The sequence below is a fragment of the Sunxiuqinia sp. sy24 genome, assembly GCF_052677165.1.
Window position 1 is genome coordinate 77,998 of sequence record NZ_JBQYLH010000014.1, and the last position, 21,166, is coordinate 99,163.

The window sequence follows — 21,166 nt, forward strand, 5'->3', positions numbered from 1 at the left end:
ACGTTGGAAAAAAGAGAAAGATATGAAATCAAGAACAGGTATACTGATTGTAGTAATGGCGCTAATAGTTGGAGGCTGTGGTGCTCCTAAGGTAACTACGTCTTATCGGAATATTGCAGAGCAGGCTGTTGCAGAAGGAAATTTTGAAGCTGCAACAGCAAACTGGCGTTTGTATTTTGAACAGCAAACGCTCGAAGAAAACGAAATTGAACCGCAATACTTTGCAGAGGCTGCGAAAATGGCTTATCAGGCAGATCGAACGGACTTGGCGCTGAGTTGGTTCGAGCAGGCTCAAGCCAGCAAGTATGCTGATCCGCAAATGTACTTGAATCTGGTAGCCCTATACAGGCAAAAAAATAACCTGTCCAAAGAATTGGATGCGCTGGAGTTTTATCAAACCAATTATCAGAATCAAACAGATTTAGAAGGAGTGAATGCGCGTCTTTTTGCAATTTATAGTCAGATCAACGAACGAGAGAAAGCTTTAGCTTTTTGGCCAACAATGAGCTTGGAAGACCGCCAGAAAGAAGAACATCTTGATGCGTATTTTTCCATTCAGAAGAAATTGAAAAATGAGGCTGTTTGTGATTCTGTCGCGGCAGAAATTTTGGCTATCAACCCAAAGCATGTGGCTGCTTTGGAATGGCTGGGAATTAAGTACTACAATCAGGCGGAAACGCGCTACCAGAGTGAGCTAAAAAAATATGAAGAGAACCACACACGGGTTCAGCATATTAAACTGACCCAAGCTCTGAAAACAGTGACAGCCGATTTTCAGAAGGCCTTGTCCTACTTTAAGCCCTTATGGGAAATGGATCAAAATTCACGCTATGCGGCCTATTTAGTCAATATTTATACCCGGTTTGAAGATCCTGAAACAGCTAATATATACCGCAAGTATTTGAAATAGAAAGCTCTCGGTTAAGCCCTGCTGGACGAATAAATCTGTTTGGGTTATTTAGGTCGAATCATTGGAAAATAGTATATTCGCCGAGGTTAAAAATTTGAATTTATGTTGAAAGGAATTATGTCTATATCAGGCCAGCCGGGACTTTTTAAACTGGTGGCTGAAGCAAAAAACAGCATTATTGTTGAATCGCTTGTTACAGGAAAAAGAATGCCTGCTTACTCTACATCTAAGATCAGTGCATTAGAAGATATTGCTATTTTCACAGAAACCAGTGAAGTGCCTTTGAAAGAAGTTTTAAAAAGTATTTCTGAAAAGGAAAATGGCGGGGAAGTAGCTAAAATAGGCTCAGGCAATGAGCTGAAAAGTTACTTTTCAGAAGTCCTCCCTGACTATGATCAGGATCGCGTTTATGTTTCGGATATGAAAAAAGTGATTCAGTGGTACAGCTTGCTGCAAAGCAAAGAGCTATTGAATTTCGATGAAGAAACTGAAGCTGAGGAAACGACGGAGACCGAGCCGGAAGCCTAGTTTTTTCAGATTACAACGATAGGGAAGTAGCAAATCAGCTTTTTATTTAAGCGGGTTTGCTACTTTTTTTTATTATGCTGAAATTTGTTTGCATGGAGCAAAAAATAATCAGCCATATTATTGAAACGTATCAGGCAACGGTTGGCAACGAACTGGTCATTAAAAACAAGCAAGCGATTGGAGGTGGTTGCATTTGTACAAGTGTCAAATTAGAAACCAACCAGGGAAATTTCTTTCTGAAATGGAATAGCAACATGCCCGATGACTTGTTCGTACGAGAAGCTGAATCGTTAGAAGAACTCGGACAGGCTGATCAATCCGAATTACTTATACCAAGAGTTATTCTGGCTCATGAGGCTGATCAAGTTCCCGGCTATTTGTTGATAGAATATTTGTCTCCCGGCCATTCTCATTCTGAAGATGAAAAGTTGGGTATTGGGCTGGCTCGTTTGCATCGGAAAACAAATAATGCCTTCGGATTTCAGCATAACAATTATTGTGGTGCTACTGAGCAGGATAACCGGTGGAACAGCCACTGGATTGATTTCTTTGGCAATCAGCGCATTCGGTATCTTCTTGAAAAAATCAGTAAGCACCGTTCGCTTGCTTCTGGCGAAAGAAACACCTACGATAAGCTGGTCGAACGTTTGCCGGAGCTAATTCCTGCTGAAACCATGCCTTCTCTTATTCATGGCGACCTCTGGTTGGGCAACTACCTTTACACTGCACAAGGTCCGGCCTTGATTGATCCAGCTTCCTATTACGCCGATCGCGAGATGGAACTTTCGATGATGACGATGTTTGGTGGCTTCTCGCAAACATGCTGGAGTGCCTACCAAAATGAGTTCCCGCTAAATCCGGGATGGGAAGATCGAATCCAGCTTTATCAACTTTATCATGTGCTGAACCATTATTACTTGTTTGGCGGATCCTACGGCGATCAGGCTCAGCGTATGGCTCAGCGGTATTTGTAAAAGAGATTCGGTCGAAGTTTAGCAAGATAAATAAATTGGGTATATTTGATTAATAACTTTCCTGCTATTAAATGTTTTAAATGACCGATTATGGATGCCATTCTAAAAACAAGAATCAAAGAATTTATTTTGAATAAGGGCGAAGAACCAAGAGTCGTTGGAGCTCCGGATCCGTTTTGGCAACACTTGAAAAATACAGGAACGGAATTATGGCTGGATACGGGCGATATGGATGAGGCAGATAAAAACTGGTCTGCGGAAATGACTGCTCTGACTACCAACAATACTTTGGTAAATAAGGAGATTCAAAAAGGAATTTATGATAGTCTGATTGAGCAGGCTAAAGAAATAGTCAAAGATTTACCCCTCGAGAAACAAGTCATGGAAATAGCCTTCATTGTCAATGCCCGACATGGACTGCGATTAGCTAAAAGATTTGGAGGATTTGTCAGTGTCGAGCTGCATACAAACACAGCCCATAATATGGATGCTACGGTAGATTATGGCTTACGCTATTTTGATATATGTCCCGATCAATTCATTGTAAAGGTTCCCTACACGGCTTCGGGTATGCTTGCTGCACGGAAGTTGCGGGATTTAGGAGTCAAAATAAATTTTACGCTAGAGTTTAGTGCACGTCAGAATGTGCTGGTAGCCTTAATAACTCAGCCTAATTACTTGAATGTATTTTTGGGCCGTTTGGGCGCCTATATCAAAGACAATGGTTTGGGCGATGGTTCGGGAGCAGGTGAAAAGACCGTCCTCTCGACTCAGCGATGGGTGAGCAAGCTAACATCAAACAATAAAGTTCCTACAAAGTTAATTGCCGCCAGCTTGCGCAGTGCAAGCCAGCTGGAAGATATGGCCGGAGTGGATGTTTATACCATACCAACCCAAGTGGCTGCATCAGGCAAGACTGAACTTAAGGGTAATTTTTCGTCTAAACTTGGTGCCGATTATCCTGTTCACCTAAACTCTCCAGCAGATGAAGTTTCTGTTTCAAAACTGTGGGAAGTATCGGAAAAGGAGCTTGCTTTGGCCAAGGATCTAGGCGCGAATCTACCCAAAGATGGCAATGAATTGATTCAACGGGTTCATGATGCGGGCTGCAGGGATCTGTTCCCCTATTTGAGCGATGAGGATTTGGCGGACATCGCTCAGGATGGAAAAATTCCCGTTCATCAGCGCTGGGCAGCAAGAATTGAGTCCGGAGAACTGGCTATTGATACTTTACTAAACTTGGCCGGATTAGCTAGTTTTACAAGGGATCAGGCACAGCTTGATGCACGAATTGAAACGATTATCAGCTGATCATTATCCGAAGAAAGGACGTTGCTTGTCAAGCCTAAATTTCTACCAGCTGATTTTTAATGGCGTACATCACCAGTTGAGCGGTGTTTTTGCTCTCACTTTTTTCCAGAATGTTGGAGCGGTGTTTATCTACCGTTCGTTTCGAGATGAAAAGTTGATCCGCAATTTCCTGGTTCGAAAGTCCCTGACAAATTAAAATCAGAATTTCTGATTCCCGCTCCGAAAGCACATTTTGTTTTTCATGATGTTGTGATTTTGACCGCAGACTGCTGACCAGGTTTTGCAGTAATTCGGAGGAAAAATAGGTGCCACCTTCCAGCACGGTTTGCAAGGCTGCTTTTACTTCCTGAATGTCCGAATCTTTCAGCAAAAAACCTTTTACTCCGGCATCCACCATCTTATAATAGTAGTCTTCCTCTCCGTACATCGAGAGGGTAATGATCTTCAGATCAGGATTCGTCTTGATGGCTCTCCGCGTTGCCTCAATGCCATCCATTACCGGCATATCGATGTCAAGCAATACCAGATCGGGTGTTTGTGATTCCAGCAAATCCAGAAATTCCTGTCCGTTGGCAGCTTCTCCGATCACCGTGTATTCGTTCAGATTATTCAACAAAATTCGCAACCCATTGCGAAATAACGTGTGGTCGTCGACCAGCATGATCTGGTAGTTTGTTTTATTCATCCTCTTTGGTTTTTACTTTGATGTTAACACGGGTGCCCCGCTGTGGCTCACTCTCAATGTTGAGCTCACCCTTGAGCGAATTGATGCGCGAATAAATATTGGATAAGCCCATTCCTCCGGTTACCGGCTGCTTTTCCAGTTCCTCTTTATTAAACCCAATGCCGTCATCCTTATAAATAATGGCAATTTCCTGATCGGTATGTTGCAGATTTATTCTTATGTTTTTCGCCGCAGCGTGTTTGATGGTGTTGTTAATGAGCTCGCACACCACCCGGAAGAGCACTACTTCAATGTTATTGGAAAATCGTTCGTTGGTAATGTTGGACGTGAGCTGGATGTGGATGGCTTTCGTAGCATTGATTTTATTGGTGAAATTGCGCAAAGCACGCAGTAACCCAAAATTATTGAGCACATGGGGACTCAGGTTATCTGATATTTCCTTGAGTGATTTGATTGCTTCGTTGATCACCATTTCGGTATTGGAAACAATTTCCCGCGAAGCCTGATCATGTTCCAGCTGGGCCAGCGAAGAGACCGACATTTTTACGGTTGAGAGCAAAGGCCCCAGTCCATCGTGCAGGTCTTTGGCGAATCGCTTTCGTTCTTTTTCTTCGGTTTGAATAATCGCATTCAGAAACATCTTTTCCATCAGGCGGCGTGAATCCTCAACACGCTTCATGTATTTAAAGATCCGCTGAATCATGAAAACGCCAATGGCAAAGGTGAGCGAAATGACTACTCCAAACCAGATAACGACTTCACCTAAATCTTGTGGCTCGAAATTGCTGATGAACGGCAAAAATTCGACCATGCGGCTGATGGCCATAACGATAAATCCGATGGTCAACAAAATCCAGGAGAAATTGAACTTGGTGACCCGGGTAAGCTTGATGGCTACCCCCGCAGCAAAAAACTGCAGGATGATGGAAATTCCTAATAAAATCTGAAGTATCATGCGCTTAGAATTAGAGCTTCCTGCAAATGTACAATTGCCAAAGGGCTTTTCAAACTTAGTGCTGCGGCTGTTGAAATAAAAAGTAAGATTTGCTGTAATTACATTGCCTTTTGAATGCACGGACTATTTGCCCATTGATTGAAATGGATCGTAATATTATTGTACTTTTGTTTAGCACTTACTTCTATTTAACTTTTTCTTGTATAAGCATGTCGAAACTCAAGATTTATAAAGCCTCCGCCGGCTCTGGGAAAACCTTTCGTTTAGCTCTCGAATACCTTAAAATTGCCTTGGAAGATGAGTGGAACTACAAAAATATTCTGGCAGTAACTTTTACCAACAAGGCCACTACCGAGATGAAAGAACGGGTGATTGAAGAACTTTATGTGTTGGCCAAAGAACGATCTTCAGCCTATTTGCCTTTGCTGATGCAGGAAATGAAGCTAGGAGAGCAGGATATTGCCGATCGGGCACGAAAAAGCCTAAAACGGATTCTACACGACTATTCTCGTTTTTCGATTAGTACCATTGATAGTTTCTTTCAGCGGGTAATTAAATCGTTTAACCGGGAGCTCGGTATTAATTCGGCTTATCAGGTTGATTTGGAGGACAACCTGATTTTGGAGGAAGCGGTGGATGAATTGTTGCTTTCAATTGAAGATAATCCGGAATTACTGGAGTGGCTCAAGAAGTTTGCTAATGAAAAGATCAGGGAAGGCGGTGGCTGGAACCTGAAAAACGACATTATGAAGCTGGGGGTGCAAATTTATAATGAAACGTTTAAGGCGTTGAACCAGACCTTGCATGAAAAAATCAATGACAAGGTATTCATTAATCAATACAAAAAAGAACTGAATAGCCTGATTTTTCAATTTGAAAGTAATTTGAAACGAATTGGGCGCGCTGGCTTGCTGACGATGCAGCAGCATGGCGTATCGGTTGATGATTTTAAGTATAAGAAAAGCGGAGCTTGTAGCTCATTTCAGCGGTTGGCCGACTTCAGTCTGGATACATGGCCCGGAGTTCGGGTGCTTGCAGCTGCAAGTGATCCGGAAGTGTGGACGAAGAAAAACGATAAAGCCAATGTGATGGAAGCAGCGGTAGCTTTGCAACCTTTGTTGAACGAGGCCGTTGAGTTTTATTTTCAAAAACTGCACGAATACAACAGCGCCAAGCTCATTGTCAGCCAGCTTTATACCTTGGGTATTTTGGTCGATTTGCAGGCTATGGTACGCAAAGTAACACAGGAGAAAGGCGTAGTGTTAATCTCCGAATCGGGAACCTTGCTGAAAAGTATTATCGATGATTCGGATACGCCGTTTATCTATGAGAAGACAGGCGTTTTTTTTAATCATTTCATGATTGATGAATTTCAGGACACTTCGGGCTTACAATGGGGAAACTTTCGTCCACTGATTCTAAATGCCCTGTCGGAAGATCATTTGGGCATGGTAGTAGGCGATGTGAAACAAGCCATTTACCGCTGGCGAAACGGCGATTGGAACCTGCTTGCACGTGAAGTAAACACCCAGTTCTCGGGAAATGGGGTGGAAGAGGAGACCTTGCAGAAAAACTGGCGCAGTACTGGAAATATTATTCGTTTCAACAACAGTATTTTCCACGTGATGCCTTATTTGTTTCAGCAAAATATTAATCAGGAGCTGGAAGCAAATCGGCTGAAGGATACTGAAATGTCGGGTCAGATTGAAGCGATTTATGGACAAAGCTTGCAAGAGATTGCCAATACCAAGCTTGAACATGATGGCGCAATTCGAATGCGGTTCTTCAATAAACCCAAAGAAGACGAAAAGGAAGAATTGTTGGAGACGATCCTGGATGAGCTAGTAGAAAAGATCAAGGAAGTTCAGGCGAGTGGAGCGAATGCTTCAGAAATTGCTGTCTTGGTTCGCAAAAAGGACGAAGCGAAATTGGTGGCCGATCGGTTGCTGAAGGAAAATGAGCAAGGCGACTCCAGCTATAATTTCAATATTTTATCCAGCGAATCGCTTTATGTGAAAAACTCATCGGCAGTGGGCTTTGTGCTGGCCCTGCTCCAGTTGCTGGCCGACCCAAATGATGCGGTGGCTTTGGCACTCGCCAATCATTTGTACTATAATGAGCTGTTTGATCAGCTTCATGCCATACATCGGGTGCCTGATTTGTCTTTCCCTTGTTCCGATCAGTTGTCGCTTGGCTTCGATGCTTTGGACAAGCCAGATGAAGCCAGCTGGTTTGAAAAACTGACGGATGACAGCAATAAGCTTTCTGACTTTTTGTCGAGCGAATACTTTTCGGAAACACTTGGTGGACGTAACATTCAGGAAATTAGTTTCAAGGTGTGCGAGGTCTTTAACCTGTTTAGCCTGAATGAAGAATTGGCCTATTTGCAGGCTTTTATTGATCAGGTGGTTGGTTTTATGAAGAACCGAACCACGGATATTGCCGCATTTTTGCTTTGGTGGGAAGATCAGGGACAGAAGAAAACGATTGCTGTTTCGGAAGAATTGGATGCTATTCGGATTCAAACCATTCACAAAGCGAAAGGTCTGGAATACAACTATGTGTTTATTCCGTTTTGTGACTGGAAGATTGACGTATCGCCGCAACATGCGCCCATGCTGTGGTGCCGCCCCAAACTGCCACCCTTCGACCAGTTGGAACTGGTGCCGGTTAAGTTTGAAAAGCGAATGGGCGAATCTATCTTTTTCCAGGAGTATTTTCAGGAGAAAATCAGCAATTACATTGACAACCTGAACATGCTGTACGTAGCTTTTACCCGTGCCCGAACCGCTTTGTTTACCTGGTCGGTGACCACTGGTAAGTTTGGCAATATGGCCGACGTATTGCTGCACGCGTTGGAAAAGGTGGAGGCCTTGCCTCTCAAGCACGATCAGTCGCTGTTTTGTCCGCTGGCTGACTTTTACGATAGCAAAAGTTCAACTTTCTCGGTAGGCGAAATTAAGCCGTCCATATCCAAAGAAAAGCTAAAAGAGAATCGGTTGCAGTTGAATCAGTTTCGCTTTGCCGATTTTCATGATTACCTGAATTTGCGAAAACGCAACGAACACTTTTTTGTTGCAGACGAATTGGCGTCAACTAAGATCAATAAAGGAAAGGTTTTTCACGAAGTCCTGGCCAAAATCTCCACTGCAAGCGACGTGGAAATGGCGGTAACCACCTTGGAGATTCAGGGAATGGTTCAGGCCGACGAGGCCAAACAAATGAAGCAGCAACTGGATGAACTGGTTACCGATCCGGAAGTGAAGAGCTGGTTTGACGGAACCTTCCGCGTGCTGAACGAGCGCTCAGTGCTTACCGGAAAAGCTTTGAAACGGCCCGACCGCATTATGCTGGGCGAAAATGAAGTGATCGTGGTTGATTATAAATCGGGAGAAAAGGAGCTGGATAAATACCACTACCAGGTGCGAAGTTATGTGAATGAGCTGAAGCGCTGTGGGTATACCAATGTTTCGGGCTATATTTGGTATACGCAAAGCAATAAACGAGTGAAAATAGATGATTAAGGTCGCCTAGTTCCTGAGCGGTCACGATAAGTTCGAAACTTTTGCCCTTTGGTCTTGCTACATTTGCCCAAAAATGTAATTTTGTCAAAAAATAAATAAATCATGATTCAACGTATTCAAACACTTTATATGTTTATTGCCGCTGTTTTAATCGGCTCTCTGTTTGGTCTTCCTTTTGCTGAAATTGTCGCCAATAACGAGTTGTTCTTGTTCAATATTAAGGGAATTTCGCAGAATGGTGAGCTGGTCAATAACGGACTTCCGATCATGCTTTTTATCGGACTCATTCTTTTGCTGCATGTTGTGGCTATCTTTCTTTATAAAAAACGGGTGACGCAAATGCGCGTGCTTACTTTTACCATTATTTTACTATTGGGACTATTCGGCATGTTTTACTTTTTTACCTACTACGATTTTAAAGGAGCTGATATTAGCTTTAAGTTGTCGGTTGTATTTCCTTTAATTGCCATTGTTATGGATTACTTGGCTATTCGCAATATTGGAAAAGATGAAGCCCTGATTCGGTCTGTCAATCGAATTCGATAAGCATTGAAATGATATTTTCAGAAAGGCACTTTTCATTGGAAGGTGCCTTTTTTGTTTTGATGCAAATTTCTTTTGCCTTGAAGGTTATGGAGGGCGAATTTCTTAAAGGCACGAATTGGTGCAAGTTATTTGTGAGAAGAAGATTTAAACTGAAAAAGGATTATTGAACTATTATTCAGGATGGCTTACCGCGATAAATGACTTGGTTGATCGCAAATCGCTGCATTTAGTGGCCATTTTCAGCTAGAAGTATGATATAGTTGGCGTCGTAGTTAGCTTCGGCTGGAAGCCTATAAGCGCTTTTTAAAGGCATTTCAGAGCAAAAAAAAGCAACACCCCGAGAGATGTTGCTTTGACCTATTTTCAATTGTTTTGTTGGAAGCTAATTGTTCATAAGTCTGAAATATAGGTTTAATACTTAGTTTGTTAGACAAGGCCACTGAAACCCATGAACGCCATGGCCAGAATACCGGCAACGATCAGGGCAATTGGTGTCCCTTTTAATCCTTTCGGAATGTTCATCAGATCGAGGTGCTCACGTAGGCCGGCAAATAAAATCAGGGCCAATCCAAATCCGATCGCGTTAGCAATGGCAAAAACTACGCCTTCCATCAAATTAAATTCTTTCTGATAGGTTAGGATAGCCACACCCAAAATTGCACAGTTGGTCGTGATCAGGGGTAAAAATACGCCCAAAGCCTGGTAAAGTGATGGACTCACTTTTTTCAGGATAATTTCCACCAACTGCACCAGCGACGCAATAACGAGGATGAAGAAAATGGTTTGTAAAAACTGTAGTCCCAGCGGGTTCAAAATAGAAACCTGAATCAGGTAAGTTACAATAGTCGCAATGACCATGACGAAAGTTACGGCACCGGTCATGCCTACGGCTGTCGAAATTTTCTTGGAAACACCCAGGAAAGGACAAATTCCTAAGAACTGGTTGAGTACAATGTTGTTGACAAAAATAGCTGCTATAATGATAATAATATATTCCATGGTAAAATCTCCTATGCTTTATTCAAACGATTGATTAATGCAATCAGGTAGCCCAGAACAATAAATGCTCCCGGTGCCAGCACAAACAGCAACATGCCATAATCTTCAGGGAAGATGGTGATGGTAAAAATCTTCCCACTACCTAAGAGTTCGCGGGCTGCTCCAAGCAAGGTTAAAGCAAAAGCAAAACCTAAACCCATTCCTAAACCATCGATGGCTGAAGAAATAATGGTGTTTTTCGATGCAAATGCTTCAGCGCGGCCCAATACGATACAGTTCACCACAATTAGTGGAATGAATAATCCGAGACTTTTGTAAAGAGCAGGGAGGTATGCTTGCATCACCAGCTCAACCACGGTCACCAACGAAGCGATAACTACAATGAAACTGGGGATTTTTACCTTACTGGGGATGACATTTTTGATGGCTGAAATGACAATGTTCGACATCAGCAAGACAAAGGTGGTAGCCAATCCCATTCCCAAACCATTGATGGCCGAGGAGGTAACTCCCAGTGTTGGACACATGCCAAGCAATAAAACGAAAACAGGGTTTTCTTTGATAAATCCTTTGGTGAAGTTCTTCATTTGATTCATGATTGTCCTCCTTCATTCACTTGATTGGTACTTATTTCTTGTTGATCCGGCTTGCTTTTGTAGGTGTTATAGGCCCGGACAATGGCATCTAAAAAGGCGCGGCTGGTAATTGTTGAAGCGGTGATTGCATCTACATCGCCACCATCTTTGCTCACTTCAAATTTGCTTGTTGCCGGGCTTTTGCCCACAATGTTTTGTCCGGGTTTGCCTTCATCTTTAAACCAAGTGTTCATTTTGGCTCCTAGACCCGGCGTTTCTTTGTGTTCAAGTACTTCAAAACCGGTGATGGTTCCATCGGGCGAAAGACCCGCCATAATGCTAATTAGTCCGCTAAAGCCATTTTTGGTGAAGGTTTTCACCGCAATACCCACGAGTTGTTGGTTGGCATCGTAAGCCGGGAAAAACTCCAGACTATCAGCCGCATCGTCCGGCAATATTTTGTAAGAATCACCGAGCGTATCGAAGGCGGGTAAAACACTTTCGATAGCTTCTTTTTGTGCTTTTTGTTTGGCCAGGGCAATATCGCCTTTGGTCAAGTCATAAATAAAACCCAGTATCGTTGCCGCAATCAAGGTAACCAAAAACAGGGTTAAGGTCATATTTAAAAATGTCGATTCTTTTTGTGCCATTACTTCTTCCCTCCAAATCGTTTTGGTTTGATGTATGCGTTTATTAGTGGTGTAAACCCATTCATGATCAGGATGGCGAAGGATATGCCTTCAGGATAGGCTCCAAAGTTTCGGATCAAAACGGTCAGAACCCCAATGCCGATTCCAAAGATCAGCTGACCCTTAACGGTCATCGGCGAAGTAACCATATCGGTCGCCATAAAAATTGCTCCAAGCATGGCTCCGCCGGATAACAAGTGGAAAACAGGTTCGATAAAGTTTTCGGGATTAAGCATCCACAATGATCCCTGGAAGATAAAAATTGTTCCCAGGATGAAGACGGGGATGTGCCAGGTAATGACTTTTTTCCAGACCATATAAGCAAATCCAAGCAGCAGAAAGAGCGCTGAAATTTCACCCAACGAACCCGGCATATTTCCGTACAGCAGTTCCAGGTTGGAAGGCAGGTTGAGCATAACTTCGCTGACGGGTTGTCCGGCTTTTACGCCTTCTTTTAAAAGCGCCAGCGGTGTAGCCGTTGTTAAGGCATCAACCGTTGAATGCAGACTTACGGGCCAGCTGGTCATGTGCACCGGAAAGGAAATTAGCAAAAACACACGGCCAACCAAAGCCGGGTTAAACGGATTGTTCCCCAAGCCTCCGAAGGATAGTTTTCCAACGCCAATAGCAACAAGTGCTCCAACGATAATCATCCAGGAGGGAAGACTTGCCGGAACGTTAAAGGCTAATAGGATGCCGGTAAGTGCGGCTGAGCCATCGGTAATTTGCGGCACTTCTTTTAACAGAAATTTTTGAATCAGAAACTCGAAGGCCATACATGCGGCAACGGCTAAAAGTGTAACGCGAATGGCTTCGAACCCAAACATGAAAACGGACCAGGCTAAGGCTGGCATCAGTGCCAGGAGTACCCGGTACATAATTTTATTCACCGAGTCGCTGGTATGAACATGCGGTGAAGGTGATATTGTTAGCAATTTACTCATTTCTTGTTGATCAGAATTATGAATTTTACTTACGTATTAGTTTTTTCTTGAGCGGATGATGGATCCTACTTGTCCTTTTCCGAGGCGGATGTAATCCAGCAAAGGACGATCGGCCGGACAAGTATAGCTGCATGAGCCGCATTCAATGCAGTCCATGATGTGCTGCTCTTCAGCCTTGTCCCACACTTGTTTGTCCGATACAGTCATCAAGTAGTAAGGTTCCAATCCCATTGGACAGACGGTAACACAGCGGGTACAACGGATACAGGTTTTTATCTGTTCCCGCTTGGCTTCTTTGTCCTGCATAATGAGGATCCCCGAAGTTCCTTTGGTGACCGGAATGCTTGTCGATGCAACGGCTTTTCCCATCATGGGGCCACCACTAATAATCTTTCCGGCATCTTCGGGAAGTCCGCCTGCCGCATCAATCAGCTCCTGAACGGGCGTTCCGATGCGTACTAAAAAGTTAGAAGGCTTGGCTACCGATTTCCCGGTAATAGTCACCACGCGTTCAATCAGCGGTTTATTTTTTTGTACGGCTTCATATACGGCCAAGGCTGTGCCAACGTTGTTGACAACGGCGCCAACAGCAATAGGAAGCGCGCCCGATGGGACTTCACGTCCGGTAACGGCTTTTATTAGTTGCTTCTCTCCACCTTGTGGATATTTGACTTTCAGCGGAATGACTTCAATGGATGCCTCTGATGCCGTCAACTTTTGAAGATGAGCAATCGCATCCGGCTTATTGTTTTCAATGCCGATGTAGGCTTTGTCAACTTGCAGAGCACACATCAACAGACGAATGCCAACCAGCAGTTCAGGAGCTTTTTCCAACATTACCCGGTGGTCCGAGGTCAGGTAAGGTTCACACTCTACACCATTGATCAGTAGCATCTCTGCTTTCATGCCCTGTGGTGGCATCAGTTTCACATGGGTAGGGAAGGTGGCACCTCCTAAACCAACAATTCCGGCAGTATTAACCTTATCAATGATTTTCTTGCTGTCTGCTTCGAAATTTTCTACCAGCTTATCTGAAGTGTCAATGCCTTCGGCCCATTCGTCGCCTTCTACATCAATAAAAATACCTTGCTTGGGGTAGCCGGAGCTATCGGGCGACAAGTCTATTTTTTTGACCGTCCCGGAAACGGATGAGTGAATGTTGGCAGAGACAAATCCTCCGGATTGGGCAATAAGTTGTCCTACTTTCACTTGATCGCCTTTTTTTACCAGGGCTTGTGCTGGTGCTCCAATATGCTGGGCTACGGGGATAAAAACGCTTTTGGGCAAAGCCAGCTTTTCGATGGCTTTGTCGGCCGAAAGTTTGTTTTCTGCCGGATGAACCCCGCCGAGTTTGAATGTTTTTAACACGATGGCCTCCTATTTTAATCTAAGTTTTCGGTTTTCTTTTCTTCGGAAGCCGTGCTTTCCGTTTTTGCGGGAGCTTCCTTTTTTACTGCCGCTTTAGGGGGCAGGTCTGCTTTTTCTTTGCGAGGAGGAAAACCTACTTCAATAATCGCATTGGTAGGACATTCAACTACGCATTTGCGGCACAGCTTGCATTTGTCTGAATCGATGAAGGCCAGGTTGTTGTTCATGGTGATGGCATCGAACGGACAAACTTTGAAACACTTGGAGCAGCCAATACAGGCTACTGCGCAGGATTTCTTAGCTACACCACCTTTGTCTTCATTCCGACATGAAACATAAATCTTCCGGTCTTTGGGACCACGCTTCCTGAGCTCGATCAATGTTTTCGGACAAGCATCAACACAGGCGCCACAAGCCACACATTTGTCATCGACTACTTCAGGCAAGCCGGTTTCGGGGTTCATGTGCAAGGCGTCAAAGTCGCAGGCATCAACACAGTCGCCATGACTCAAACAGCCATACTGGCATCCGGTATCGCCACTGTAAAGCGAGGCTGCTGCAGCACATGACGAGGCGCCATCGTACTGATTCGTCTTCGGACGATGTTCACAACTCCCGTTGCATCGAACAATGGCTACACGAGGATCCTGTTGAACGGCTTCCAGTCCCAGCACGCCGGCAACGTCGGTCATGCAATCGTTTCCACCAACCGGGCAAAAAAGATCGGACAAGTCGTTTTCTTTAACACAGGCTTCGGCAAAAGCGCGGCAACCTGCGTAACCACATCCTCCACAGTTAGCTCCGGGAAGCGTAGTTTCTACTTCATCGATCCGTGGATCTTCGTATACTTTAAACTTTTGAGCAACAAAATACAAAATGACAGCAGCCAAAATGCCAATTGCACTCAAAGCAATCATGGTATAAATAATCGTATCACTCATAATTATGGTAAAGGCTTGATTTCAAATTCAAAGCTCTTGCGAATTCTGTTTCTCGTAATATATAGTATGAAATAGTAGGGGATAAGGATGGATAGCGAAAGCAGTCCACTGAGCCCCTCACTAAATTGCAAGCTGGTCAGGGTAATCAATACAATCATGATAAGCAGAAAAGGAAAGAGGTAGCCGTAGAAGAGGGCTTTGAAACCCTGGGAGGTTTTGCCCACAATTTCAACGGCTTGGCCTACATGGTATTCTCCCGAAAAATGATTGATTTCTATTTCTTTCTCTTTCATGTCAGCGGCAGAACACATGCCTTTTGCGTGACAGGCAGAACAGGCTGATTCGTTGATAATCTCAACAAGAATTCGTTGAGCAGAAAGTGCTTTAATAATTCCTTTGTGTGAAATTTCTCCCGACATCTTTTCTACTTCCTAGCATATTTATGACTGCAAAACTAAAGATGTTTAGATAACTCGGATCCTTCTTCAAATCATTTTTAAAACATCGGTAGTTATTTATATTTGTTTTAAATAACCAATGAATTCAAGGCATCCTCAAGAGTCAATAGGTCAGTGTATTGCAAGGGTGGTTGATGAAAGTCATTGTTTTTGTAATGTGGAGATTGCAGTATTTTGTCGATAAAATAATCTCTGTTTTGCAATGTTGGATCATTTTTAGCGTGCCTGAAAAGCAAAAAAATGCAAAAGTTGTTAGCTAATCTTAGCTAATTACACTCCAATTGAACTCGGCATTCTTCATTTTTTGGTAGTGATAACGTAGTAATTTGTTCTCTTCTTTTTCCAGTCGGGGGTCTTCATCAAGAATATCGCTGGCAATGGTTCGGGCTATTCGCAAAATTTCGCCGTCTTTTCCCAGGTTTGCGATGTTCAGGCTGACGCCCAGTCCACTCTGTTGGGTTCCTTCAATATCGCCAGGGCCTCTCAATTGAAGGTCTACTTCCGCAATCTCAAAACCATCGTTAGTTCGAACCATGGTTTCGAGTCGTTTGCGGCTCTCGTTGCTAATTTTATACGATGACATCAGCAGACAGTAGGATTGTTCGGCTCCGCGCCCAACGCGCCCTCGCAGCTGATGGAGTTGCGAGAGTCCAAAGCGCTCGGCACTTTCAATCACCATGACCGAAGCGTTTGGTACATCAACGCCCACTTCAATGACGGTGGTGGCGACCATGATCTGTGTTTTGCCTTCTTTGAAGAGTTGCATCTCTGCCTCTTTCTCTGCTGGTTTCATGCGCCCATGAACCATGCTGAGCTTGAAACGGGGAAAAACCTCTTGCATCAGTTCATAGCCATCTTCCAGGTTTTTGTAATCCATTTTTTCCGACTCGCTGATTAATGGATAAACAATGTAGGCTTGTCTTCCGGCATTGATCTGCGAACGGATAAACTGATAGACTTCTTTTCGGCGATTTTCAAAGAAGTGCCGGGTTGAAATGGGTTTCCTTCCCGGAGGCAATTCATCGATTACCGATACATCCAGGTCCCCATAAAGGGTCATGGACAGTGTGCGGGGGATCGGTGTAGCAGTCATTACTAAAATGTGCGGTGGGATACTGGTATTCTTTTTCCACAATTTGGCTCGTTGTGCAACACCAAAACGGTGTTGTTCATCAATAATCACTAATCCCAGTTTGTTAAAACTGACGGAATCTTCAATCAGCGCATGCGTGCCAATGAGCAATTGTAGTTCTCCGCTTTCCAGTTGCTCGTGAATCACTTTGCGGTCGCGTTTCTTGGTTGATCCCGATAGCAGGGCTATGTTGACACCCAAGCCATCAAGCATCTTCTGAATGGTATTGAAATGCTGGATGGCCAGGATTTCGGTTGGCGCCATTAAGCTGGCCTGAAATCCATTGTCGAAAGCCAGTATAGCAACCATTAGGGCAACCAGGGTTTTGCCACTGCCCACATCGCCTTGTAGAAGCCTGTTCATCTGCTTTCCGGAGCCTAAATCTTTCCGAATTTCCTTAATTACTTTTTTCTGCGCTCCGGTAAGTTCAAAGGGCAGGTTATTGGCGTAAAAATGATTAAAGTTGTAGCCCACCTTCGAAAAAACAAAACCTTTGAAAGCCTCTAGTCTGCGATGCTTCAAGCTGATTATCTTTAACTCGATATAAAAGAGCTCTTCAAATTTAAGTCTGAAAGTAGCTTTTTGAAGCAGGTGTGTGCTTTCGGGGAAATGAATTTGATGGAGGGCATCACTCAAGGTCATCAACTTCAGGGGATCTTTAATTTTTGTGGGCAAAGTTTCATAAACCTTTCCCTGTATTTGTTTCGCCAGGTTGAACTGAATTTTATTCAGCGCATTGGTATTCAGAAAGCTTTTTTTTAGTTTTTCCGTTGTGTTGTAAAATGCCTGCAAAACACCTGTTTTGAACTGCTCGCTGTGTCGATCTTCCACTTCGGGATGAATGATGTTGACCCGGCCACTGAATACGGAGGGCTTGCCAAAAACCACATAGGTTTTTCCGGGTACCAGGTTCTCCCGGGTGTATTTAATACCCTGAAACCAAATTAAGTCCATACTGCCCGTTTCGTCGTAAAACACGGCACTCAGTCGTTGTTTTCTTCCTTCTCCAAGCAATTGAAACGAGCGAATCTTACCTTTCACCTGGATGTAAGCCTGGTCGGCCCGAACTTCTGAGATTTGGTGAAAACGGGTTCTGTCGATATAGCGATAGGGGAAATAGTAAAGCAAGTCGCGAAAAGAAAGAATGTCTAATTCTTTTTTCAGCAATTCTGCTCGCTTTGGACCTACTCCCTGTAAAAATTTAATGTCTTGATCTAAATATTCAGGCATAAAACAAAGATAAAAAACAAAAACTATCAGAGGATAAAGTCTACAAAAGTAGTTATTAAGATTATTTTGTTTGTAAATGAAAAGAGTTGCATGGTTTTTGTTTAAAGGGTGTTCTTGAAATCACGATTTATGAAAATGAAAAATACTTTCGTTAAGTGGAAATTTAGGACTATATCCCTATATTTACGAACCAAAGACGAATGAAAGATAATTTTCCTGATTATAATCTATTACTGAAAGCTCAATTCTGAAAAAAATGAAACAAGTAATCAACCTTACCGACATTGTCAAAAATTATAAAGTTGGAACACAGATCGTGCGTGCTCTGCGCTCTGTTAGCGTTTCCATTAATGAAGGCGAATATGTTGCCATCATGGGGGCATCTGGATCGGGAAAATCAACCCTGATGAATGTGATTGGCTGTTTGGATACTCCAACAAGTGGGAATTATATTTTGAATGGACATAATGTTAGCGATTTGACCGATGATGAACTTGCTCAAATTCGAAATCGCGAAATTGGCTTTATTTTTCAAACATTTAATCTGTTGCCTCGAAGCACGGCTTTGGATAATGTAATGTTGCCGCTGGTTTATTCCGGAGTGAAAAAACAGGAGCGATTGGAACGAGGAACAAAAATATTGACTGATGTTGGTTTGGCCGACCGAATTGAGCATAAGCCCAATGAACTTTCCGGAGGTCAGCGACAACGTGTTGCAGTGGCTCGTGCCTTGATCAATAAGCCTGCAATTTTGCTGGCCGATGAGCCTACGGGAAACCTGGACTCCAAAATTTCAGAAGAAATTATGCACTTATTTGCGGAGATTCATCAACAAGGCAATACGCTGATTGTTGTTACTCACGAAGAAGATATTGCCCTGCATGCTCACCGGGTTATTCGGCTGAAAGACGGGCAAGTTGAATCTGATGAAATAAATCCAAACCCAGTAATATAATGGATAAAGAAGTTCGTATTTATACTAAAACAGGAGATGATGGCACTACCGGCCTGATTGGAGGAGCTCGGGTGAAAAAGTATGATATTCGCCTGGAGTCCTATGGAACCGTTGATGAGTTAAACAGTTATCTCGGTTTAATTATTGCCATGGGTATTGATGAACATGCCCAGGCTATTTTAAAGCAGATCCAGTCGATTTTATTTACGGTGGGAGCCCAGTTGGCTACCGATGAATCGGCAGCTGATTTCAGAAACCAAATTCCTTGCAAAGATGAAGATATTGCTCTGCTCGAAAAAGAGATGGACGAGATGTTTAAGGTGTTGCCCAAATTAAGCCAATTTATTCTTCCGGGAGGAAGTCCGGCTGCTGCTCATGCGCAAATTGCAAGGACTGTTTGTCGGCGTGCAGAACGACTAATTATTGAGCTGTCAGAAAAGACGGACATCAACAAAAACCTGATAAAATTCATAAATCGCCTTTCTGACTATCTTTTTGTGCTGGGGCGTAAGATCTCTTTCGATGACCAAGTGCCAGAAAATACTTGGAATTCGGGAGTTTAAGCAAATGTTATTTTTTCTTAGGTATTGCTGTAATTTTTTATATATTCGCAAAATCAAAAAAAAAGAATCAAAACTAAAATTCCTTCGAATATGTACTGGACACTAGAATTAGCTTCAAAATTAGAGGATGCACCTTGGCCTGCAAGCAAGGATGAGTTGATCGATTATGCAATGAGATCAGGAGCTCCTTTGGAAGTAATTGAAAACTTGCAGGATATTGAGGACGAAGGGGAGATATACGAAAGTATTGAAGATATTTGGCCGGATTATCCGAGTAAAGATGACTTTTTCTTCAATGAGGACGAATATTGATTGAACTTGAAGCAAGTAAAAAAACAAATAGCAAGGCTAAGCCTTGCTATTTGTTTTTGTGGAAGATATCTTCAACCCGTTTGGGGCGGATGGCATCGTACCATTGAAATCCGGGGAGTTTTTTATCCTCATCCGAAATATTGATCAGTGGCAGCAATTGCCCATCCGGGGTTTTAATAAAAACAATCTTGCTAACCTTACTGCTGTCTAGGTATATCTCAATTGAGCTGCTCTGCGCTTTGTTTAAGCCAATAATGCCTTGCCCATCGCGTGCATAATAAAGCGATTGTCCGTTGCCATCTACATTGATTTTGTATAGTTCATTGTTCCGAATATAGCCTAGCATATTGCGCCCTTTAATTTGATTGTACCGGCCAGAATCTTCCATGGCTACAATAAAGGCGTTTTGTTTCATTTTGACTAAGTCGGGCTCGTTCGTTTGGTTGATCATTTCAATGTAGTCTGCAGTCATTTGGTTGTTTTCAGACCAGATCACCGGATTGTGAAACAGTTGGATGGTGGAGTCGAGCGACCAGTAAACCATCGAATCACACTGGCCCTGCATGTCTTCTCTGAAAAACTTAACCTCGTAATAAGCGGTCACCAATTTCTCGTTGGGAATGGTATCTGGTCGCGACATCAGGGTGTCGGCATGCAGAAACAAAGTGTCTTTTTTTGAATAGAGCATAAAATGAGCCGAATCGGTTGCCAGTGAGGTTTCGTCTTGATCGTTATACACAACCCGGTTTCCTTTAACAATCATTCTATTTTTGAAGTCTTCAATCCGGGCATTGCCAATGGCACGTCCATCGCCGGTGGTTTTATTGTAGAAGATGGAATCGGCATTAATCTTTTGTTCATCTCCAAGAATCTCCGGGTTGTTATACAGCTCAACCTCGCCTGAATTACTGTTGTAAAATCCACGTTCAGCATATAAGTTGGTTTCTTCATCCTTGATACTGGTCGGACCAACAATGGATATAACCTGTGTTTTGGTGTCATAGATCAGCGTGTCTGAGCTCAGCGTATAATCGTTCGACAACACTTCAACTTCTGTTTTGAAGTAGGCCTTGTCTTCATTGGCGTAATATTCGCCAATTTTGCTGTACAGGGTGCTGGAACTATCAACAACGGTTCCGTAGTCGTCGTAATAGCCCACATTTCGGCTCATGTCAAAATCCAGGGTATCGGTCGTCAGTGTGGTTGATTTGTTGACCAGCCGAACATTTCCAGTGGCCACTGCCCATTTGGCATCTCCGTTGTAGTTCAAAAAATCAGAGTACAAATGCAGGGTGTCATCTTTCAGGATATGCACATGCCCAAAGGCGTGCACCATATTGGTGTCGGTATAGGAATAGGCACTGTCGCACCACAACCGGATGTTGTTGTGTGTAATAATAACATTGCCAATTAACCGCTGGGCGTTGGCTACAATTCTTTTATCAACCTGCAAGGAACCTGCTTGTTCAATGTCTATCCGTTTCTTGGTTTGTGCCCATGAAACTACGGGTAAGAATAACAGTAAGAATACGAGTTTACTGTACTTGGTTTTCAAATTCATTTAATT

General features: G+C 43.3%; 20 protein-coding genes. 9 read left to right on the plus strand and 11 right to left on the minus strand.

Going from position 1 to position 21,166, the window contains the following annotated elements:
- The first annotated feature begins 22 nt into the window (after positions 1-22).
- The 4 genes from ACUNWA_RS12975 (at position 23) to ACUNWA_RS12990 (ending at position 3,723) form a co-directional block, all read left to right on the plus strand.
- A complete protein-coding gene (locus ACUNWA_RS12975; RefSeq protein WP_445592349.1) occupies positions 23-910 on the plus strand; it encodes a hypothetical protein in 888 nt (295 codons plus the stop codon).
- A gap of 102 nt (positions 911-1,012) precedes the next feature.
- On the plus strand, positions 1,013-1,438 hold the full coding sequence (locus tag ACUNWA_RS12980) for a DUF5606 family protein (protein ID WP_445592350.1): 426 nt from the start codon (positions 1,013-1,015) through the stop codon (positions 1,436-1,438).
- 92 nt (positions 1,439-1,530) lie between these two features.
- On the plus strand, positions 1,531-2,412 hold the full coding sequence (locus ACUNWA_RS12985; RefSeq protein WP_445592351.1) for a fructosamine kinase family protein: 882 nt from the start codon (positions 1,531-1,533) through the stop codon (positions 2,410-2,412).
- Between the two features lie 90 nt (positions 2,413-2,502).
- Entirely contained in the window at positions 2,503-3,723 is a 1,221-nt protein-coding gene (locus ACUNWA_RS12990) for a transaldolase family protein (RefSeq protein ID WP_445592352.1), read from the plus strand.
- Positions 3,724-3,757: 34 nt separating this feature from the next.
- On the opposite strand, the gene ACUNWA_RS12995 is transcribed toward ACUNWA_RS12990, so the two are convergent.
- Complete coding sequence (locus tag ACUNWA_RS12995) at positions 3,758-4,408, minus strand: response regulator (RefSeq protein ID WP_445592353.1); 651 nt, start codon at positions 4,406-4,408, stop codon at positions 3,758-3,760.
- Entirely contained in the window at positions 4,401-5,363 is a 963-nt protein-coding gene (locus ACUNWA_RS13000; protein ID WP_445592354.1) for an ATP-binding protein, read from the minus strand. The genes ACUNWA_RS12995 and ACUNWA_RS13000 overlap by 8 nt, the downstream gene beginning before the upstream one ends.
- A 209-nt stretch (positions 5,364-5,572) precedes the next feature.
- On the opposite strand from ACUNWA_RS13000, the gene ACUNWA_RS13005 reads away from it, so the two are divergent.
- Positions 5,573-8,887: a UvrD-helicase domain-containing protein gene (locus ACUNWA_RS13005; RefSeq protein WP_445592355.1), complete on the plus strand. Its 3,315-nt coding sequence runs from the start codon at positions 5,573-5,575 to the stop codon at positions 8,885-8,887.
- Between the two features lie 102 nt (positions 8,888-8,989).
- Entirely contained in the window at positions 8,990-9,433 is a 444-nt protein-coding gene (locus ACUNWA_RS13010; protein WP_445592356.1) for a DUF4293 domain-containing protein, read from the plus strand.
- A gap of 426 nt (positions 9,434-9,859) precedes the next feature.
- Here ACUNWA_RS13010 and ACUNWA_RS13015 read toward each other — a convergent pair whose 3' ends face one another.
- The 8 genes from ACUNWA_RS13015 to recG all read right to left on the minus strand — a co-directional run bounded on the left by ACUNWA_RS13015 (position 9,860) and on the right by recG (position 17,769).
- A complete protein-coding gene (locus ACUNWA_RS13015) occupies positions 9,860-10,432 on the minus strand; it encodes an electron transport complex protein RnfA (protein WP_445592357.1) in 573 nt (190 codons plus the stop codon).
- Between the two features lie 11 nt (positions 10,433-10,443).
- Positions 10,444-11,028 carry an electron transport complex subunit RsxE gene (gene rsxE / locus ACUNWA_RS13020; RefSeq protein ID WP_445592358.1) on the minus strand — a complete coding sequence of 195 codons (585 nt, stop codon included), beginning with the start codon at positions 11,026-11,028 and terminating at the stop codon, positions 10,444-10,446.
- On the minus strand, positions 11,025-11,657 hold the full coding sequence (locus ACUNWA_RS13025; RefSeq protein WP_445592359.1) for an RnfABCDGE type electron transport complex subunit G: 633 nt from the start codon (positions 11,655-11,657) through the stop codon (positions 11,025-11,027). Before ACUNWA_RS13025 ends, rsxE begins: the two co-directional genes overlap by 4 nt.
- Positions 11,657-12,640, minus strand: a complete 984-nt coding sequence (locus ACUNWA_RS13030; RefSeq protein ID WP_445592360.1) for an RnfABCDGE type electron transport complex subunit D — start codon at positions 12,638-12,640, stop codon at positions 11,657-11,659. The genes ACUNWA_RS13025 and ACUNWA_RS13030 overlap by 1 nt, the downstream gene beginning before the upstream one ends.
- Positions 12,641-12,676: 36 nt before the next feature.
- Entirely contained in the window at positions 12,677-14,008 is a 1,332-nt protein-coding gene (gene rsxC / locus ACUNWA_RS13035) for an electron transport complex subunit RsxC (RefSeq protein ID WP_445592361.1), read from the minus strand.
- Positions 14,009-14,022: 14 nt separating this feature from the next.
- Complete coding sequence (locus ACUNWA_RS13040) at positions 14,023-14,949, minus strand: Fe-S cluster domain-containing protein (RefSeq protein WP_445592362.1); 927 nt, start codon at positions 14,947-14,949, stop codon at positions 14,023-14,025.
- A gap of 2 nt (positions 14,950-14,951) precedes the next feature.
- Positions 14,952-15,368 carry a SoxR reducing system RseC family protein gene (locus tag ACUNWA_RS13045; RefSeq protein WP_445592363.1) on the minus strand — a complete coding sequence of 139 codons (417 nt, stop codon included), beginning with the start codon at positions 15,366-15,368 and terminating at the stop codon, positions 14,952-14,954.
- 301 nt (positions 15,369-15,669) lie between these two features.
- Positions 15,670-17,769, minus strand: a complete 2,100-nt coding sequence (gene recG / locus ACUNWA_RS13050) for an ATP-dependent DNA helicase RecG (RefSeq protein ID WP_445592364.1) — start codon at positions 17,767-17,769, stop codon at positions 15,670-15,672.
- A 256-nt stretch (positions 17,770-18,025) separates the two neighbouring features.
- Between recG and ACUNWA_RS13055 the strand changes: the two genes are divergently transcribed.
- The 3 genes from ACUNWA_RS13055 to ACUNWA_RS13065 all read left to right on the plus strand — a co-directional run bounded on the left by ACUNWA_RS13055 (position 18,026) and on the right by ACUNWA_RS13065 (position 19,599).
- Entirely contained in the window at positions 18,026-18,724 is a 699-nt protein-coding gene (locus ACUNWA_RS13055) for an ABC transporter ATP-binding protein (protein WP_445592365.1), read from the plus strand.
- On the plus strand, positions 18,724-19,287 hold the full coding sequence (locus tag ACUNWA_RS13060; RefSeq protein WP_445592366.1) for a cob(I)yrinic acid a,c-diamide adenosyltransferase: 564 nt from the start codon (positions 18,724-18,726) through the stop codon (positions 19,285-19,287). The genes ACUNWA_RS13055 and ACUNWA_RS13060 overlap by 1 nt, the downstream gene beginning before the upstream one ends.
- A gap of 90 nt (positions 19,288-19,377) precedes the next feature.
- Positions 19,378-19,599, plus strand: a complete 222-nt coding sequence (locus ACUNWA_RS13065; RefSeq protein WP_299578114.1) for a DUF2795 domain-containing protein — start codon at positions 19,378-19,380, stop codon at positions 19,597-19,599.
- A gap of 46 nt (positions 19,600-19,645) precedes the next feature.
- Here ACUNWA_RS13065 and ACUNWA_RS13070 read toward each other — a convergent pair whose 3' ends face one another.
- Positions 19,646-21,160, minus strand: a complete 1,515-nt coding sequence (locus tag ACUNWA_RS13070; protein WP_445592367.1) for an OstA-like protein — start codon at positions 21,158-21,160, stop codon at positions 19,646-19,648.
- Positions 21,161-21,166: the final 6 nt, after the last annotated feature.

Coding starts and splice junctions, on each gene's coding strand:
- ACUNWA_RS13005 (WP_445592355.1), top strand. CDS start 5,573: ATGTCGAAACTCAAGATTTATAAAGCCTCCGCCGGCTCTGGGAAAACC.
- ACUNWA_RS13015 (WP_445592357.1), bottom strand. CDS start 10,432: ATGGAATATATTATTATCATTATAGCAGCTATTTTTGTCAACAACATT.
- ACUNWA_RS13065 (WP_299578114.1), top strand. CDS start 19,378: ATGTACTGGACACTAGAATTAGCTTCAAAATTAGAGGATGCACCTTGG.
- rsxE (WP_445592358.1), bottom strand. CDS start 11,028: ATGAATCAAATGAAGAACTTCACCAAAGGATTTATCAAAGAAAACCCT.
- recG (WP_445592364.1), bottom strand. CDS start 17,769: ATGCCTGAATATTTAGATCAAGACATTAAATTTTTACAGGGAGTAGGT.
- ACUNWA_RS12975 (WP_445592349.1), top strand. CDS start 23: ATGAAATCAAGAACAGGTATACTGATTGTAGTAATGGCGCTAATAGTT.
- ACUNWA_RS12990 (WP_445592352.1), top strand. CDS start 2,503: ATGGATGCCATTCTAAAAACAAGAATCAAAGAATTTATTTTGAATAAG.
- ACUNWA_RS13070 (WP_445592367.1), bottom strand. CDS start 21,160: ATGAATTTGAAAACCAAGTACAGTAAACTCGTATTCTTACTGTTATTC.
- ACUNWA_RS13000 (WP_445592354.1), bottom strand. CDS start 5,363: ATGATACTTCAGATTTTATTAGGAATTTCCATCATCCTGCAGTTTTTT.
- ACUNWA_RS13025 (WP_445592359.1), bottom strand. CDS start 11,657: ATGGCACAAAAAGAATCGACATTTTTAAATATGACCTTAACCCTGTTT.
- ACUNWA_RS13060 (WP_445592366.1), top strand. CDS start 18,724: ATGGATAAAGAAGTTCGTATTTATACTAAAACAGGAGATGATGGCACT.
- ACUNWA_RS13045 (WP_445592363.1), bottom strand. CDS start 15,368: ATGTCGGGAGAAATTTCACACAAAGGAATTATTAAAGCACTTTCTGCT.
- ACUNWA_RS12985 (WP_445592351.1), top strand. CDS start 1,531: ATGGAGCAAAAAATAATCAGCCATATTATTGAAACGTATCAGGCAACG.
- ACUNWA_RS13030 (WP_445592360.1), bottom strand. CDS start 12,640: ATGAGTAAATTGCTAACAATATCACCTTCACCGCATGTTCATACCAGC.
- ACUNWA_RS13010 (WP_445592356.1), top strand. CDS start 8,990: ATGATTCAACGTATTCAAACACTTTATATGTTTATTGCCGCTGTTTTA.
- ACUNWA_RS13040 (WP_445592362.1), bottom strand. CDS start 14,949: ATGAGTGATACGATTATTTATACCATGATTGCTTTGAGTGCAATTGGC.
- ACUNWA_RS12980 (WP_445592350.1), top strand. CDS start 1,013: ATGTTGAAAGGAATTATGTCTATATCAGGCCAGCCGGGACTTTTTAAA.
- ACUNWA_RS12995 (WP_445592353.1), bottom strand. CDS start 4,408: ATGAATAAAACAAACTACCAGATCATGCTGGTCGACGACCACACGTTA.
- ACUNWA_RS13055 (WP_445592365.1), top strand. CDS start 18,026: ATGAAACAAGTAATCAACCTTACCGACATTGTCAAAAATTATAAAGTT.